We start from the raw sequence: 18,365 nt of genomic DNA on the forward strand, positions 1-18,365 counted from the left end.
CGAGTCTACCCCCGATAACATGGATCAGTGACTCCCGCAGAACTCGCCGAGGTCGTCCTCGCCGCAGCCCACGCCGTCTTCGACGAGCGGGGACTGGACCGCGCCGCGCTGCCCGCGCAGACCACCGTCGAGCGACCCCGTAATCCCGATCACGGTGACTACGCCTCGACGCTGGCGCTCCAGCTCAGCAAGAAGGTGGGCGTACCGCCGCGGGAACTGGCGACAGCGCTGGCCGACGAACTGGCCAAGGCGCCGGGGATCAAGTCGGTGGAGATCGCCGGACCCGGCTTCCTGAACATCCGCCTGGACGCGGCCGCCGCCGGTCAGCTCGCCAAGGTCATCGTCGAGGCCGGTCCGGCGTACGGGCGCAGCGACACCCTCGCCGGTCAGCGGATCAACCTGGAGTTCGTCTCGGCGAACCCGACCGGCCCGGTGCACATCGGCGGGGTCCGCTGGGCGGCCGTCGGCGACGCGCTGAGCCGTCTGCTCCGCGCCACCGGCGCCGACGTGGGCACGGAGTACTACTTCAACGACGCCGGCTCCCAGATCGACCGGTTCGCCCGCTCGCTGCTGGCCGCCGCGAAGGGCGAGCCCGCGCCGGAGGACGGCTACGGCGGCGCGTACATCGCGGAGATCGCCGCCGAGGTGGTCCGGCGCCGGCCGGATGTGCTCGACCTCACCGAGGACGCCGCCCAGGAGGTGTTCCGCAACGAGGGCGTCCAGCTGATGTTCGCCGAGATCAAGTCCTCGCTGCGCGACTTCGGGGTGGAGTTCGACACCTACTTCAACGAGAAGGACCTGCACGACGGGGGCGCGCTGGACGCGGCGCTGGACCGGCTGCGGGAGCAGGGCCACGTCTTCGAGTCCGAGGGCGCGACCTGGCTGCGCACCACCGAGTTCGGCGACGACAAGGACCGGGTGCTGCGCAAGTCCAACGGCGAGTGGACGTACTTCGCCGCCGACTGCGCCTACTACCTGAACAAGCGGGAACGCGGCTTCGACCGGGTCGTGATCATGCTCGGCGCGGACCACCACGGCTACATCGGCCGGATGAAGGCGATGTCCGCGTGCTTCGGCGACGACCCGGCGCGCAACCTGGAGATCCTCATCGGCCAGCTGGTCAACCTGGTCCGCGACGGCGCCCCGGTGCGGATGAGCAAGCGGGCCGGCACCGTGGTCACGCTGGAGGACCTGGTCGACGCGATCGGCGTGGACGCCGCCCGGTACGCGCTGGCCCGCTACTCGGCCGACTCGCCCATCGACATCGACGTGGAGCTGTGGACCCGGGCCAAGAACGACAACCCGGTCTACTACGTGCAGTACGTCGCGGCGCGTACCGCAGGGGTGGCCCGCAACGCGGCCGAGATCGGGCTGACCCGTGGCGACGCCGCCGCGTTCCAGCCGGAGCTGCTCGGCCACGACAAGGAGAACGAGCTGCTCAAGGCGCTCGCCGAGTTCCCGGCGGTGGTGGCGACCGCCGCCGAGCTGCGCGAGCCGCACCGGGTGGCCCGCTACCTTGAGGAGAGCGTCGCGCAGGCGTACCACCGGTTCTACGACAACTGCCGGATCGCCCCGCAGGGCGACGAGGAGATCACCGACACCCACCGGGCGCGGCTCTGGCTCAACGACGCCACCCGGGTGGTCATCGCCAACGGCCTGCACCTGCTCGGGGTGTCCGCGCCGGAGAGGATGTAGCGCCGTGCGGGCTCACGAGGCGGGCGCGCTGCACGGCGAGATCGGCACCCGGGGGCCGGCCTGGCTGCGTACCCCGGTCGACGTCAACGCCCTGGTGCCGCAACTGTGGCCGCGCAACGTGGCGCGCGGCCCCGGCGGCGCGCTCACCGTCGCGGGCCTGGACGTCCGCGACCTGGCCGTCGAGTACGGCACCCCGGCGTACGTGCTGGACGAGGACGACCTGCGCGAGCGCTGCCGCGAGTTCCGGGCGGCCTTCCCGGACGCGGACGTCTACTACGCCGGCAAGGCGTTCCTGTGCCGCGCCGTGGTCCGGATGATCGCCGAGGAGGGCATGTTCCTCGACGTCTGCACCGGCGGCGAGCTGGCCACCGCGCTCTCGGCGGGGATGCCTCCGGAGCGGATCGGCTTCCACGGCAACAACAAGTCGGTGGCGGAGCTGACCCGGGCGGTGGACGCCGGCGTGGGCCGGATCATCGTCGACTCGTTCACCGAGATCGACCGGCTCTCCGAGCTGGCCCGCGAGCGCGGGGTACGCCCGAAGGTGCTGGTCCGGGTCACCGTCGGCGTGGAGGCGCACACCCACGAGTTCATCGCCACCGCGCACGAGGACCAGAAGTTCGGCTTCTCGCTCGCGGGCGGTGCCGCCGCGGCGGCCGCGTTCAAGATCCTCGACGAGGACGTGCTGGAGCTGCGCGGCCTGCACTCGCACATCGGTTCGCAGATCTTCGACGCCAGCGGCTTCGAGGTGTCCGCCCGCCGGGTCCTCGCCCTCCAGTCGCAGATCCGCGACGCCCGGGGCGTGGAGCTGCCCGAGCTGGACCTGGGCGGCGGCTTCGGCATCGCGTACACCACCCAGGACGACCCGGCGTCACCGCACGATCTGGCGAAGCGCCTGCGCAAGATCGTCGACGGGGAGTGCGCGGCGGAGAACCTCGCCGTGCCGCACCTGTCGGTCGAGCCGGGTCGCGCGATCGTCGGCCCGGCAGTGTTCACGCTCTACGCGGTCGGGACCGTCAAAGACGTGGGTGGCCTGCGGACGTACGTGAGCGTGGACGGGGGGATGAGCGACAACATCCGTACCGCTCTCTACGACGCCTCGTACTCGGCCACGCTGGCGAACCGCACGTCAGCCGCACAGCCGATGCTCGCCCGCGTGGTGGGAAAGCATTGTGAGTCGGGGGACATCGTGGTGAAGGATGAATTCCTGCCCGCTGACGTGCAGCCCGGAGATCTTGTCGCGGTGCCCGGCACCGGGGCCTACTGCCGGAGCATGGCGAGCAACTACAACCATGTCCCGCGGCCGCCGGTCGTCGCCGTCCGCGAAGGTCGGGCGCGGCTGATCGTCCGCCGGGAGACCGAAGACGACCTGCTGGCATTGGATGTGGGATGACCTCACCGGTTCGCTTGGCGCTGCTCGGCTGCGGCACTGTCGGCAGCGACGTGGTCCGGCTGCTGCACGAGCAGTCGGAAGACCTCGCCGCCCGGATCGGCGCCCCGCTGGAGATCGCCGGGATCGCCGTACGCCGGATCGGCCGTGACCGCGGCGACCTGCCGGTCGACCCGGCGCTGTTCACCACCGACGCGCTCGGGCTGATCAAGCGCGACGACGTGGACGTGGTGGTCGAGGTGGTCGGCGGCATCGAGCCGGCCCGGGGCTGGCTGGTCGAGGCGCTGCGCGCGGGCAAGAGCGTGGTCACCGCCAACAAGGCGCTGCTCGCCGAGGACGGCGCCGCGCTGCACGACGCCGCCGCCGAGGGTGGCGCCGACCTCTACTACGAGGCCAGCGTCGCCGGGGCCATCCCGCTGCTGCGCCCGCTGCGCGAGTCGCTGCACGGCGACCGGATCACCCGGGTCACCGGCATCGTGAACGGCACCACGAACTTCATCCTCTCCGCGATGGACGCCACCGGCGCCGGGTTCGCCGAGGCGCTGGAGGAGGCCACCGAGCTGGGGTACGCCGAGGCCGACCCGACGGCCGACGTGGAGGGCTTCGACGCCGCCGCGAAGGCCGCCATCCTCGCCTCGCTGGCGTTCCACACCCGGGTGACCGCCGCCGACGTGCACCGCGAGGGCATCACCGAGGTGACCGCCGCCGACGTGGCCAGCGCCAAGGCCATGGGCTGCACGATCAAGCTGCTCTGCATCGCAGCCCGGGGCGTCGACGCGGAGGGCCGGGAGACCGTCAACGTGCGGGTGCACCCGGCGATGATCCCGCTGACGCATCCGCTCGCGAGCGTGGGGGACGCGTTCAACGCGGTCTTCGTCGAGGCCGACGCCGCCGGGCAGCTCATGTTCTACGGCCGGGGCGCCGGTGGCGCGCCCACCGCCAGCGCGGTGCTCGGCGACGTGGTGGCGGTGGCCCGCAACCGCCTCGCCGGGGTGCACGCGGCGAGCGAGTCGGCGTACGCGGACCTGCCGGTGCGGCCGATGGGCGAGGCGCTCACCCGCTACCACATCAGCCTCGACGTGGCCGACCGGCCGGGTGTGCTGGCCGGGGTGGCGGGCGTCTTCGCCCGGCACGAGGTGTCCATCGCCACCGTCCGTCAGGGCCCGGCCGGCGGTGACGCGGAACTCGTTATCGTCACCCACGTCGCGCCCGACGCCGCGCTCGCGGCCACCGTGCGTGAGCTGCGCGGACTCGACATCGTCAGGTCGGTGACGAGTGTGCTTCGGGTGGAGGGCGGCGCGTAACCCACGCGTCCCGCCTGATGGTTAGAGCAGGGTGTGCCGGTGGCCGGGCGGGCAGGCTGGTCCACGCTGTTGGCAGGCCCCGGAGCGGGGCGACAGAGGCGAGGAGCACGACATGTGGCGGGGACTGATCGAGGCGTACCGGGATCGGCTGCCGGTCACCGGGGCGACTCCCGTCGTCACCCTGCACGAGGGCAACACGCCGCTGCTGCCGGCGCCGGTGCTCTCCGCCCGGGTCGGCGCGGACGTGTGGCTCAAGGTCGAGGGCGCCAACCCGACCGGCTCGTTCAAGGACCGCGGCATGACCGTCGCGGTCTCCAAGGCCGTCGAGGCCGGTGACAAGGCGATCATCTGCGCCTCCACCGGCAACACCAGCGCCTCCGCCGCCGCGTACGCGGCCCGCGCCGGGATCACCTGCGCGGTGCTGGTGCCGCAGGGCAAGATCGCGCTGGGCAAGCTGGCCCAGGCGCTCGTGCACGGCGCGAAGCTGCTCCAGGTGCAGGGCAACTTCGACGACTGCCTCGGGCTCGCCGGCAAGCTCGCCCAGGACTACCCGGTCGCGCTGGTCAACTCCGTCAACATCGACCGGCTGCACGGCCAGAAGACCGCCGCCTTCGAGATCGTCGAGGCGCTCGGCGACGCGCCCGACATCCACTGCCTGCCGGTCGGCAACGCCGGCAACATCACCGCGTACTGGATGGGCTACTCCGAGGACCTGCGCGACGGCAACGCCACGAAGGCCCCCCGGATGTACGGCTTCCAGGCGGCCGGCGCCGCCCCGATCGTCACCGGTCAGGTGGTGCCGGAGCCGTCGACGATCGCCACCGCCATCCGGATCGGCAACCCGGCGAGCTGGACGAAGGCCATCGACGCGCGGGACGCCTCGGACGGCCTGATCTCGGCGGTCACCGACCGGGAGATCCTGTCGGCGTATCGGCTGCTGGCCCGCGAGGTGGGCGTCTTCGTCGAGCTGGGCAGCGCGGCGAGCGTCGCCGGTCTGCTCCAGCAGGCCGAGGCCGGCCGGGTGCCGGCCGGGTCGCGGGTGGTCTGCACGGTCACCGGGCACGGCCTGAAGGACCCGGAGTGGGCCATCTCGACCGCGCCGGCGCCGGTGACCATCGCCAACGACGCGCTGGCCGCCGCCCGCTCCCTCGACCTGGTCTGATCTCTCCCTCCCCGCGACGTTCCCCTTCCTTGATCGACTCCAGTTCGGGGAGGTGGCGGGGTCGGGGTGGGTGGGATGCAACCACTTCGGCGAAGTGGAGTGGATCAACAACCGGGTGACGTGCTCACGGGCGGGATCGGAGTGGGCTGGACGCCGTCACCTCGGCGAAGTGGCGTCGACCAAGGCGGCAACGGACGACCCCCGCAGCGCGGCGGTGTCATCGGCTGGGGCGGATGTCGGGAGTGTCGGGGCGTGCGGCAGACTCAGACACCCCCCTGCCGGACACCTCTCCAGGAGTGAGTAACGCCGATGTCGCTGCTCGCCAGATTCAGCCTCGCCAACCGGGGGCTGATCGCCCTCGTCGCGTTGGTGACCACGGCCTTCGGCCTGTTCGCCGTGCCGTCGCTGAAGCAGCAGCTCCTGCCGTCGCTGGAGTTCCCCGCCGCGTTCATCGTGGCGACGTACCCGGGCGCCGCGCCGGAGATCGTGGAATCCCAGGTCGCCGAGCCGATCGAGAACAGCCTCAAGGGCATCCCGGGCCTCGACGAGGTCACCTCGACCTCCCGTGAGGGCGCGGCCACGGTCCAGGTGCAGTACGAGTTCGGCACCGACCTGGACGACGTCGTGAACAAGATGGAGACCGCGCTCAACCGGATCGACTCCCAGCTCCCCGAGGGCGTCGACCCGCAGGTCATCGCCGGCAGCACCGACGACCTGCCCGCAGTGGTGGTCGCCGCGACCGGTGACGGCGACGAGCGGGCGCTGGCGGAGAAGCTGCGCAACGCCGTCGTACCGGAGCTGGAGGCGCTGGACGGCGTCCGCTCGGTGGACGTCACCGGTGCGCGCAACCAGGTCGTGACGATCACGCCGGACCCGGCGAAGCTGGCTGCCGCCAAGGTGGCGCCGACCGCGATCGCGTCGGCGCTCAAGAGCAACGGTGTGGCCGTGCCGGCAGGTGCGCTCGCCGACGGCGACCGGTCGCTGCCGGTGCAGGTGGGCACGCCGATCCGGACCGTCGACGACCTGCGCGGCATCGTGCTGACCACGGCTCCCGCCGCCCCGGTACGCCTCGGCGACGTGGCCGCCGTGGAGCAGCAGCTCGCCCCGGCCACCTCGTTCACCCGGACCAACGGCAAGCCCAGCCTCGGCATCGCGGTGACCGCCGCGCCGGACGGCAACGCGGTGGAGATCTCGCACGAGATCCGGGACCGGCTGGACGAGCTGTCGGAGGCCTCCGGCGCCGAGCTGACGGTGGTCTTCGACCAGGCCCCGTTCGTCGAGAAGTCCATCGAGAGCCTGACCACCGAGGGCCTGCTGGGCCTGGTCATGGCCGTCGTGGTGATCCTGGTGTTCCTGCTGTCGGTGCGCTCCACCGTCGTCACCGCGGTGTCCATCCCACTGTCGGTGCTGGTCGCGCTGATCGTGCTCTGGTCCGGCGACTACTCGCTGAACCTGCTCACCCTCGGCGCGCTGACCATCGCCGTCGGCCGGGTGGTGGACGACTCCATCGTGGTGCTGGAGAACATCAAACGCCACCTGGAGTACGGCGAACCGAAGCGGGACGCGATCCTGACCGCGGTACGCGAGGTGGCCGGCGCGGTGACCGCGTCCACGCTCACCACTGTCGCCGTGTTCGCGCCGATCGCCCTGGTGGGCGGCTTCGTCGGGCAGCTGTTCGCGCCGTTCGCGATCACCGTGACGGTGGCGCTGCTCGCGTCGCTGCTGGTGTCGCTCACAGTCATCCCGGTGCTGGCGTACTGGTTCCTGCGGCCGCGCGGCGGCGCCGACGACGCCGCGGCCCGGCGGGAAGCCGAGGAGAAGGAGCTGCGCAACCCGTTGCAGCGGGCGTACCTGCCGGTGATCGACTTCGCCACCCGCTCGCGGAAGACCCGCTGGGCCACCGTGGGTCTCGGGCTGCTCGTGCTGCTCGGCACGTTCGGCCTGGCGCAGAAGCTGGAGACGAACTTCCTGGACGACTCCGGCCAGGACACGCTCGCCATCCGGCAGGAGATGCCGGCCGGCACCTCGCTCGCCGGCACCGACCGGGCCGCCGCGCGGGTCGAGGAGGTGCTGCGGCGTACGCCGGGGGTGGAGACCTACCAGGTCAGCGCCGGTGGTGGGGATAACCCGTTCGCGGGCGGCGGCAGTGACCGGGCCACCTGGTCGCTGTCGCTGTCCGACGACACCGACGCCGCGGCGGTACGGCAGGACCTGCGCAAGGAGTTCGACGCGCTCGGCGCGGAGGTGGGCGAGCTGACGTTCGGCGGCGGGCAGAACGCCTCCGCCAACCAGGTCGAGGTGGTCGTGCAGGCCGCCGACCAGGAGACGCTGACCCGGGCGGCCGAGGCGGTACGGGGCGCGATGGCCGGCACGCCGGGCGTGGAGGACGTCACCAGCAGCCTGGCCACGCAGGTGCCTCGCGTCGAGGTGACTGTGGACCGGGTGGCGGCGGCCCGCGCGGGTCTCACCGAGGCGGCAGTCGGGCAGCTCGTCGCGCAGACGTACCGGGGTGCGCCGCTCGGGCAGGTGACGCTCGACGGTACGGCGCAGAGCGTGGTACTGAGCAGCGGCGCCCGGCCGCCGCTGACCGTCGACGAGCTGAAGGCGCTGCGGGTCGGCGCGGTGCCGCTGGACGCGATCGCCGACGTCGAGCAGGTCGACGGCCCGCAGCAGGTGACCCGGATCGACGGGGAGCGCAGCGTCTCGGTCACCGGCACGGCGACCGGCTCGAACCTGGGCGCCACCACGCAGGAGCTGCAGAAGCGGCTGGACGCGCTGGACGTGCCGGGCGCCACGTACGTGATCGGCGGCGTCAGCGCCGACCAGGCGGACGCGTTCGCGGACCTCGGTCTCGCGGTGCTGGCGGCCATCGCGATCGTCTTCCTGATCATGGTGGCCACGTTCCGCAGCCTGACCCAGGCGCTGATCCTGCTGATCTCGGTGCCGTTCGCCGCGACCGGCGCGATCGGGCTGCTGCTCGTCACCGGCACGCCGCTGGGTGTGCCGGCGCTGATCGGCGTGCTCATGCTCGTCGGCATCGTGGTGACGAACGCGATCGTGCTGATGGACCTGATCAACCAGTACCGGGCCCAGGGCATGGACGTGACCGAGGCGGTGGTGGAGGGCGGCCGGCGTCGGCTGCGGCCGATCCTGATGACCGCCGTTGCCACCATCTTCGCGTTGCTGCCGATGGCGCTCGGCCTGACCGGCGAGGGCGGCTTCATCTCCAAGCCGCTGGCGGTCGTGGTGATCGGTGGCCTGCTCAGCTCGACGCTGCTGACGCTGGTGCTCGTGCCGACGCTCTACACGATGGTCGAGCACACGAAGGGCTCGTTCCGGAACCGGCGGCGGGGCGGCGCTCCCGAGCCGGTCGGGCCGAAGCCGGAGCCGGACCCGGTGCCGGTGACGGTCGGCGGCGGGGAGCGCGCCGAGGAGCGGGCCGTGGTGGCGCCGCCGCCGGCCCGCCCGTCGGGCGCGCTGGTCGACGGCACCGACCAGTTCGAGGTGCTCCGCCTGCCCAAGAGCCGCCAGTCGCCGCTGCCGCCGACCGAGTGACGGACCGGGAGGGGCCCGCGCGGGCCCCTCCCGGCACCTCGGCGCGCGGGACACACCGGAACCGGGCCGGGCGGTACGCTCAGTGAGCTGATGCCTACTTTCGGTTCGGGGGTGCGATGGCGGGGGGTGCGGGCCGGTGGGATCGGCGTGCCGTGCTGCGCCGCTCCGCGCTGCTGCTCGGCGGGGCCGTGGTCGGCTCGTTCGCGACCGCCGAGAGCACCTGGGTGGCCGACCGCCGGCTTCCGATCGCGGGCGGGCCGGCGAGCGCCACGCTCGGCAACCGCCACCAGGACGTCGGCACCGGCGGGGTGCAGGTCGTCTGGGGCGTCCGCACCGAGGAACCCCTGGTGGCGCTCACCTTCGACGACGGCCCACGCCCACAGTGGACCCCGATGGTGCTCGACACGCTCGCCGAGCACCGGGTGCCGGCCACCTTCTTCCTGGTCGGTGAACGGGCCCGCGAGCACGCCGCGCTGGTCCGCGGCCGGATGGACGTCCACGAGGTCGGCAACCACAGCTGGGCGCACCGCGACCTGGCCCGGATGGACGCCGCGACGGTCTACGACGACCTGCGCCGCAGCCACGACGCGATCACGGCGGCCACCGGCTCGGCGCCCCGGCTGCTGCGCCCGCCGTGGGGGCACCTCGGCGGGTCGGTGCTGTACGCGTCGGCCCGGCTGGGCTACCGCCTGGTGCTCTGGACGCTTCAGATGGTCGAGAGCGAGTTCCCGCACGACCCGGCCGGTCACGCCCGGCGCATCGTCGCCGACGTACGCCCCGGCACGGTCCTGCTCGGCCACGACGTCGGCAACGACACCCGGCTCGTCGCGCTCCGCGGCCTGCCCGACATGATCAACGGTCTGCGGGCCCGGGGATACACCTTCGTCACGGTCTCCGACCTGCTGCGCCGCGCTGCCGCCACAGGGGCGGCCCGGTAGGGTGCCCGCGTGTCACCCACCCTGTCGGTCCTGGTCCGCAACCGCGACTTCCGCCACCTGTTCCTCGCCGAGCTGGTCGTCTTCGGTGCGGACTGGTTCGTCATGGTGCCGCTGCTGGTGCTGCTGCCCGACCTGACCGGCAGCGGGGTCTGGGGCGCGCTGGTGCTGGCGGTGGACACCGGCACGACCGCGTTGCTGCTTCCGTACGCCGGAACGATCGCCGACCGGTTCGACCGCCGCAAGGTGATGATGGTGGCCAACGTGGGCGCGCTGGCCGGGGTGCTGCTGTTGCTCGGCGTGCGCAGCGCCGGTACGGCGTGGCTGGCGCTGGCGGCGATCGCGCTGGTGGCGGTGGCGAAGGCGTTCTACTCGCCGGCCGCCCAGGCCGCGCTGCCGAACGTGGTCGACCCGGAGGACCTGGCCGCCGGCAACGCGGTCGCCGGGTCGGCCTGGGGCACGATGACAGTGGTCGGCGCCTCGCTCGGCGGGATCCTGAGCGCCGCGGCCGGCCCGTACGCCAGCTTCTGGGTCGCCGCCGTCGGCCTGGTCGCCGCCGCGGGCCTGGCCGCGTTGATCCGCCGGCCGTTGCAGGCCCCGCGCGACCCGACGGCGACGGTGCCGCGCACGTGGGCGGCGATCCGGGAGGCGCTGCGCTACATCGCCCACCGCCCGCGCGTGCTGGCGCTGGTGACTGTCAAGTCGGCGGTCGGCCTGGGCAACGGCGTGCTGACCGTCTTCCCGCTGCTCGCCGGGGTGTACGGGGTCGGCGCGGTCGGCGCCGGTCTGCTCTTCGCCGCCCGCGGCGCCGGGGCGCTGGTCGGCCCGATCATGATGCGCCGGGTGCTGAGCAACCGGGCCTGGCTGCTCACCGGCCTGGCGATGTCCATGTCGTTGTACGGCCTGGCCTACCTGGGCGCGTCGGTGGTGACCTGGTTCCCGCTGGTGCTGGTCCTGGTGTTCCTGGCCCACCTGGGCGGCGGCAGCAACTGGGTGCTGTCCAACTACGCGTTGCAGGGCGAGGTGCCGGATCGGCTCCGGGGCCGGGTCTTCGCCACCGACATGATGCTGGCGACGCTCGCCATCGCGGTCAGCCAGCTCGTGGTGGCGCTCGTGGTGGACCGGGTGGACGAGCGCACCGTGCTGGCCGGCTGCGGCCTGGTCACCGTCGTGTACGCGATCGGCTGGCGGTTCGCCACCCGGCGGCTCTCGCTCACCGACCCGGTCGACACGCCGACCCCCGAGCGCACCGGCTGACACGCCGGTCCCACGCTCCGGGCGGTCCGGCCGGGCTGTCGGGGTGACGTCCTAGCATGAGCCGGTGCCGACCACATTCACCACCGGCCCGGTGCGGGTCCGGGTGCCCGCGACCAGCGCCAACCTGGGCCCCGGCTTCGACGCGCTCGGGCTGGCCCTGGGCCGCCACGACGACGTCACGGCCGAGGTGACAGACGGCGGCGTACGGGTGTCGGTCACCGGCGAGGGCGCCGGCGAGCTTCCGTCGGACGAGCGGCATCTGATCGTCACCGCCATGCGGGCCACCTTCGACGTGCTCGGCGCGCAGCCGGCCGGCCTGGCGCTGGAGTGCATCAACCGCATCCCGCAGGCCCGCGGTCTCGGCTCGTCGTCGGCGGCGATCGTGGCCGGGGTGCTGGCGGCCCGCGCGCTGGTTGCCGGCGGCGAGCGGCGGATGGACGACGACGCCGCGCTGCGCCTGGCGGCCGAGCTGGAGGGGCATCCGGACAACGTCGCGCCCTGCCTGCTCGGCGGCTTCACCATCGCCTGGACCGAACCGGGTGGCGCGCGGGCGGTCTCGCTGCCGGTGGCGCCGGCCGTGCGCCCGACCGTCTTCGTGCCCGCCGAGCGGGGTCTGACCGCGGTGGCCCGGGCGGCGCTGCCGGCCACCGTGCCGCACGCCGACGCGGCGTCGAACGCGGGCCGGGCGGCCCTGCTGGTGCACGCGCTGACCGCCGATCCCGCGCTGCTGCTGCCGGCCACGGTCGACCGGCTGCACCAGGAGCAGCGGGCGCCGGGGATGCCGGCCACGGCGGCGCTCGTCGCTGAGCTGCGTGCGGCGGGTGTGGCGGCTGTGGTCAGTGGGGCGGGGCCGACCGTGTTGGCGCTCTCCGAGGTCCCGGCGGGATTCCGGCTGGGAACAGATTGGCGCCGGTGGGAGTTGCCGATAGATGTCAGCGGTGCCCGGGTCATCCGGGGTAGACTTTGACACGCCGAGCGGGGCCCTGTTGCCGCAGGTCGGACGAGGCGATTACGCTCTAGACCTAGCACAGCCGCGAAGCATGCGATCTTCCTGCGGTTCGGCGCACCCCCGAAGCTCTCGGCGGTAGCCCGTCACCCCTGCTCAAGGCCCACGCCGCACCGCAGTTTCCACAGGTCGCCGCAGACGGCGAGACCTGCTCACCGATGGTGGTGAGTCGGGAAACCACCGGCTGCTGTGTCACAGACTCCCGCGACGCGTCCATGCGAGGCGGGTGCACCGAGGCCGCCCGGCCACCTGGTTCCACGACTCCGGGCAGCCCGGCCTATCGAGGGAAGGAATCCATTGAGCGACACCACCGACGTGACGTCGGATGTTTCCAACGTCGCTGGCGATGCCACCACCGCCGCCCCCACACGCCGCCGGCGGAGCGGCACCGGTCTGTCGGCGATGCTGCTGCCGGAGCTGCAGAGCCTGGCCGCTTCGCTCGGCATCTCTGGTACCGCTCGCATGCGTAAGGGCGAGCTGATCAGTGCCATCACCGAGCGGCAGCAGGGCGGCGCGGCCGGAACCCCTCGACCGCGAGCCGAGGTGGCGGCTGCTGCTGCTCCCGCCCGTGAGGAGGTGCACGCGGAGGTCCGTGAGGAGCGGGCCGAGGCACGCCCCGCCGAGCAGGCGCCGGCCGCCGAGGTGACCGAGGGTCGTACCCGCGGTCGCCGCAGCCGGGCCGCCGCCGCGACCACCGAGGCCCGACCGGCCGAGGCGCCGGCGACCGAGGCGCGGCCGGCCGAGACGACGCGCGCCGAGGAGGCGCCCGCCGAGACCGGCGAGCGCGCCGAGCGTGGCGGTGACCGGGCCGAGCGCGGTGAGCGCAACGAGGGCCGGGGCCGTGAGCGTGGCGGTGACCGGGCCGAGCGTGGCGGCGAGCGGGCCGAGCGTGGCGGCGACCGGGCCGAGCGTGGCGGCGAGCGGGCCGACCGTGGCGGTGACCGGGCCGAGCGCGGTGAGCGCAACGACCGTGGTGACCGCGCCGAGCGTGGCGAGCGGGGCGACCGCAACGACCGCAACGAGCGGGGCGAGCGCGCCGAGCGCAACGACCGGAACGAGCGCGGCGACCGTAACGACCGCAACGACCGGGGTGACCGTAACGACCGTGGTCAGCGCGCGGAGCGGGACAACGACGGCGACGACGACGGTGAGGGCGGCGGCCGGCGGGGCCGGCGCAGCCGGTTCCGGGACCGTCGTCGCGGCCGCGGCGAGCGGGGCGAGGGTGACAGCGGTGGCGGCCGTGAGCCGCAGGTCGGCGAGGACGACGTGCTCGTCCCGGTCGCCGGCATCATCGACGTGCTCGACAACTACGCCTTCGTCCGGACCACCGGCTACCTGGCCGGCCCGAACGACGTGTACGTCTCGATGTCCCAGATCAAGAAGTACGGCCTGCGCCGCGGTGACGCGATCACCGGCGCCGTGCGGGCCGCGCGGGACGGCGAGCAGCGGCGCGACAAGTACAACCCGCTGGTCCGGCTGGACACCATCAACGGGATGGAGCCGGACGAGGCGAAGCGCCGGCCGGAGTTCTACAAGCTCACGCCGCTCTACCCGCAGGAGCGCCTGCGGCTGGAGACCGAGCCGCACATCCTCACCACCCGGGTGATCGACCTGGTCATGCCGATCGGCAAGGGCCAGCGGGCGCTCATCGTGTCGCCGCCGAAGGCCGGTAAGACGATGGTGCTGCAGGCGATCGCGAACGCGATCACCCGCAACAACCCGGAGTGCCACCTGATGGTGGTGCTCGTCGACGAGCGGCCGGAAGAGGTCACCGACATGCAGCGGTCGGTGAAGGGCGAGGTCATCGCGGCCACGTTCGACCGTCCGCCGCAGGACCACACCACAGTGGCGGAGCTGGCGATCGAGCGGGCGAAGCGCCTGGTCGAGCTGGGCCACGACGTGGTCGTGCTGCTCGACTCGGTGACCCGGCTCGGGCGGTCGTACAACCTGGCGGCGCCGGCCAGCGGCCGGATCATGTCGGGTGGTATCGACTCCACCGCGCTCTACCCGCCCAAGCGCTTCCTCGGCGCGGCGCGCAACATCGAGAACGGCGGTTCGCTGACCATTCTCGCCACCGCGCTGGTGGAGACCGGGTCCATGGCGGACACGGTCATCTTCGAGGAGTTCAAGGGCACGGGTAACGCCGAGCTGAAGCTGGACCGGAAGATCGCCGACAAGCGGGTCTTCCCGGCGATCGACATCAACCCCTCCGGCACCCGCAAGGAGGAGGTCCTGCTCGCGCCGGAGGAGCTGGCGATCATCCACAAGCTCCGCAAGGTGCTGCACTCGCTGGACTCGCAGGCGGCGCTCGACCTCCTGCTGGACCGGCTCAAGCAGTCCCGCACCAACATCGAGTTCCTGATGCAGATCGCGAAGTCCACTCCGGGCGAGTGAGCTGACGGTTCCGACGAACGAGGGGCACGGCCGCATCGGCCGTGCCCCTCGTCGCGTACCGGGTGGCAGGTCGTGAAGTTTTTCTACGGTTAAGCCGCTAGGTATTGAAACTTCTGTTCACCGTCGGGTTGACTGTCGTCCATGCGAACCCGCAGTCGACCCGCCCGCCTCGCCGGCGTCCTGCTGCTGACGCCGTTGCTGACCCTCACCGCGCCGCCACCTTCCGCCGCGACTGCCGCGCCGTCGGCCGTCGCACCGCCGGGCGCCACCGCCGCCGAGGACGCGCCACGCGCCTCCTCCCGTCCCGACTCCGCCGTCGCGCTCGCCGGTGTGGAACCGGCCGGCGGCCTGGAGACCGCCAAGACCACCCGGCCGGTCGCGCCCGGCCTCGACCTGACCTCCTTCGACAGGTACGACGCGGCCGGCTGGCTGCGCGCCGACGCCCTCACCGCGGACCTGGCCGGCGGGCTCACCGTCGACTACGTGAACTCCGGTGAGGTCACCAAGGACGAGCCGCTGCGCGCCGCGGTGGACCGCTCCCGTGCCGTCGCGGCGGTGAACGGCGACTTCTTCGACATCAACAACTCCGGTGCCGCCCAGGGCGTCGGCATCCGCTCCGGCGAACTGGTGCAGTCGCCCGTCGCCGGGCACTCCAACGCGGCCGGCATCAGCGCCCAGGGCATCGGCCGGGTCGTCCAGGTCGGCTTCGAGGGCACCGCGACGCTGCCCGCCGGGCCGGTGCCGCTCACCCAGTTCAACAACATGGTGCAGCGCGACGGCGTCGGAGTGTTCACGCCGCTCTGGGGGGCGTACACCCGCACGCGGGCGGTGGAGGGCGCGGCCCGGACGGTCGAGGTGACGGTGACCGGCGGCCGGGTGGCGAGCGTGGCCACCACGGCGGGCGAGGGGCCGATCCCGGCCGGCACCACCGTGCTGCTCGGCCGCGAGGCCGGCGCCGACGCGCTCGCCGCGCTGCGTCCCGGCGACGCGGTGGACCTGACCTGGCGGCCGCGGGCCTCCGACGGCGGTGACCTGCGCGCCGCCGTGGGTGGCGGCAACGTGCTGGTCCGCGACGGCGTGGTGCAGAGCATCGCCGACGCGTCGCTGGCCCCGCGCACCGCCGTCGGCTTCTCCGCCGACGGCCGCAAGATGATCATGCTGACCGTGGACGGCCGGCAGGTGGACAGCCGTGGCGTTACCCAGACCGAGATGGGCCGCATGATGGCCGAGCTGGGCGCCGCGAACGCGCTCAACCTCGACGGCGGCGGCTCCTCCACGCTGCTCGCCCGGGAGCCGGGCGCGGCCACGGTCCAGGTGGAGAACAGCCCGTCCGACGGCAGCGAGCGGCCGGTACCGAACGGGCTCGCCGTCTACGCGCCGAAGGGCAGCGGCCGGCTCACCGGCTACTGGCTGGAGACCGCCAGCGACCCGACCGCCGCACCCGGCGTCGCGCCGGTGCGCGGCGGCCGGCCGGACCGGGTCTTCCCCGGCCTCACCCGCCGGCTCACCGCCGCCGGATACGACGAGACGTACGGCCCGGCCGCCGGCGAGCCACGCTGGCACGCCACCCACGGACGGGTCGACGGCGACGGCGTGTTCCGGGCGGCCGTCCCCGGCCGCAGCACCGTCACGGCCGCCCGCGGCCGGGCCCGGGGCACGATCGAGCTGACAGTGCTCGGGCCGCTGGCGCGCATCGACGGCACCGTCGACCGGGTCGGCCTGGACCGGGCCGGCGACAGCGGCCTGTTCGGCGTAGTCGGCTACGACGCCGAGGGCAACACCGCGCCGATCGAGCCGGCCGACCTGACGCTGGAGTACGACAGCGACCTGCTCTCCGTCACCCCCACCGCCGACGGCAACCTGGCCGTCAAGGCGCTCGCCGCGACCGGCTCGGCGCTGGTCACCGCGCGGGTCGGCAACCGCACCACGGTCCTGCCGGTGACCGTCGGGCTGACCGACGTGCCGGTGGCCGGGTTCGACGACGCGGCGTCCTGGAAGTTCAGCCAGGCCCGCGCCTCCGGGTCGGTCGCACCGGCCGAGGGGCACACCGGGGTCGGGCTGCGGATGTCGTACGACTTCAGCCAGTCCACCGGCACCCGGGCCGCGTACGCCGACCCGCCCGCCTGGATCGACGTCCCCGGCCAGCCGCAGGCGTTCGGCATGTGGATCAAGGCGAACGGCACCGGCGAGTGGCCCAGCCTGCACCTGCACGACGCGCAGGACACCCAGTTCGTGCTGCGCGGCCCGTACCTGGACTGGACCGGCTGGAAGTACGTCGAGTTCGCCGTACCACCGGGCGTGCAGTACCCGGTGCGGGTACGCCGGTTCTACGTGGCCGAGACCGACCCGGCCAAGCAGTACCGCAGTGAGGTGGTGATCGACGACCTGGTGGCCCGGGTGCCGCCGGACGTGCAGGCGCCGCCGGAGCCGAACCGCACCGATCGGGTGGTCGTCCGTGACGGCACTGTGGACGGGGCGCCCTGGCGCTTCGCGGTGCTCTCCGACGCCCAGTTCGTCGCCGCGAACCCGGACAGCGACCTGGTCGCCCAGGCCCGCCGTACGCTGCGCGAGGTCCGCGCCGCGCGGCCGGACTTCCTCATCATCAACGGCGACTTCGTGGACACCGCCTACCCGGCCGACTTCACGCTGGCCAAGCGCATCCTGGACGAGGAACTGGGCGGCGAGGTGCCGTACCACTACGTGCCCGGCAACCACGAGATCATGGGCGCGCCGATCGACAACTTCCGCAGCGTCTTCGGGGACACCTCGCGCGTCTTCGACCACCGGGGCACCCGGTTCCTCACGCTGAGCACCGCCACCGGGTCGCTGCGCGGCGGCGGGTTCGACCAGGTGGAGCTGCTGCGCCGGACGCTCGACCAGGCCGCCGCCGACCGCTCGGTGGGCTCGGTGGCGGTGTTCTTCCACCACCCGCCGCGCGACCCGAGCCCGGCCAAGGCCAGCCAGCTCGGCGACCGCAAGGAGGCGGCACTGGTCGAGCAGTGGCTGGCCGACTTCCAGCACCGCACCGGCAAGGGCGCGGTCATGGTCAACGGCCACGTCGGCACGTTCCACGCCGACCGGGTGGACGGCGTGCCGTACGTGATCAACGGCAACTCGGGCAAGGATCCGTCCACCCCTGCGGCGCTCGGCGGGTTCACCGGGTGGACCGAGTTCGGGGTGGACCCGGTGACGCCGGGGGAGGCCGAGCGGGCCCGCCGTGACCCGCTGGCCGAGGGGCCGAAGTGGGTGAGCGCGGAGATGCACGCGCATGTCGACCGGCTCGCGCTGACCGCGCCCGCGCAGGTGTCCCGGCATACGCCGGCCGACGTCGCGGCCACTCTCACCCAGCCCAGCGGCCGGCAGGTGCCGGTGGCCGCGCCGGTCAGCGCCGACTGGTCCGGTTCGCCGAACCTGCACGTCGGCGGTGCGGCGGGCGTACGCCCCTGGCACGCCGCCCGCTTCGACCCACTGACCGGCAAGCTGACCGCCCTGCGCCCCGGTGCCCAGGTCCAGCTGACGGTCACGGTGAACGGAGTGAAGGCCGAGACCCAGGTGACTACGACCCGGTAGCCAACCCCCGCCCTCCGCCCCGGTGATCATGAAGTTGGCCCGGACAAAAGCGACAGGAAACGCCGCTAACTTCATGATCGCCGGGGTCGGGCCGGGGGCG

General features: G+C 73.2%; 10 protein-coding genes. All 10 read left to right on the forward strand.

What is annotated here, in order from left to right; translation table 11 throughout:
• The first annotated feature begins 27 nt into the window (after positions 1 to 27).
• Positions 28 to 1,695, forward strand: a complete 1,668-nt coding sequence (gene argS, locus IRY44_RS12525) for an arginine--tRNA ligase (RefSeq protein ID WP_194800566.1) — start codon at positions 28 to 30, stop codon at positions 1,693 to 1,695.
• A gap of 4 nt (positions 1,696 to 1,699) precedes the next feature.
• Positions 1,700 to 3,085, forward strand: a complete 1,386-nt coding sequence (lysA, locus tag IRY44_RS12530; RefSeq protein WP_194800567.1) for a diaminopimelate decarboxylase — start codon at positions 1,700 to 1,702, stop codon at positions 3,083 to 3,085.
• Complete coding sequence (locus IRY44_RS12535; protein ID WP_194800568.1) at positions 3,082 to 4,386, forward strand: homoserine dehydrogenase; 1,305 nt, start codon at positions 3,082 to 3,084, stop codon at positions 4,384 to 4,386. Before lysA ends, IRY44_RS12535 begins: the two co-directional genes overlap by 4 nt.
• 112 nt (positions 4,387 to 4,498) lie before the next feature.
• Positions 4,499 to 5,548 (forward strand): threonine synthase, encoded by a 1,050-nt coding sequence (gene thrC / locus IRY44_RS12540; RefSeq protein WP_135241817.1) that lies wholly within the window; start codon positions 4,499 to 4,501, stop codon positions 5,546 to 5,548.
• Between the two features lie 309 nt (positions 5,549 to 5,857).
• Positions 5,858 to 9,103, forward strand: a complete 3,246-nt coding sequence (locus IRY44_RS12545) for an efflux RND transporter permease subunit (RefSeq protein ID WP_194800569.1) — start codon at positions 5,858 to 5,860, stop codon at positions 9,101 to 9,103.
• A 116-nt stretch (positions 9,104 to 9,219) separates the two neighbouring features.
• Complete coding sequence (locus tag IRY44_RS12550) at positions 9,220 to 10,041, forward strand: polysaccharide deacetylase family protein (protein ID WP_194800570.1); 822 nt, start codon at positions 9,220 to 9,222, stop codon at positions 10,039 to 10,041.
• A gap of 9 nt (positions 10,042 to 10,050) precedes the next feature.
• The gene (locus IRY44_RS12555; protein WP_194800571.1) at positions 10,051 to 11,295 is read left to right on the forward strand and encodes an MFS transporter; all 1,245 of its coding nucleotides are present in this window, start codon (positions 10,051 to 10,053) and stop codon (positions 11,293 to 11,295) included.
• A gap of 64 nt (positions 11,296 to 11,359) precedes the next feature.
• Positions 11,360 to 12,262 (forward strand): homoserine kinase, encoded by a 903-nt coding sequence (thrB, locus tag IRY44_RS12560; RefSeq protein WP_194800572.1) that lies wholly within the window; start codon positions 11,360 to 11,362, stop codon positions 12,260 to 12,262.
• A gap of 336 nt (positions 12,263 to 12,598) precedes the next feature.
• On the forward strand, positions 12,599 to 14,695 hold the full coding sequence (gene rho / locus IRY44_RS12565) for a transcription termination factor Rho (RefSeq protein WP_194800573.1): 2,097 nt from the start codon (positions 12,599 to 12,601) through the stop codon (positions 14,693 to 14,695).
• A 141-nt stretch (positions 14,696 to 14,836) separates the two neighbouring features.
• Positions 14,837 to 18,265, forward strand: coding sequence for a phosphodiester glycosidase family protein (locus IRY44_RS12570; RefSeq protein ID WP_194800574.1), 3,429 nt, complete (start codon positions 14,837 to 14,839; stop codon positions 18,263 to 18,265).
• The last annotated feature ends 100 nt before the right edge of the window (positions 18,266 to 18,365 follow it).

This window comes from Micromonospora sp. ANENR4, from assembly GCF_015354395.1.
In the GTDB taxonomy this organism is placed as follows: Bacteria; Actinomycetota; Actinomycetes; order Mycobacteriales; family Micromonosporaceae; genus Micromonospora; species Micromonospora aurantiaca.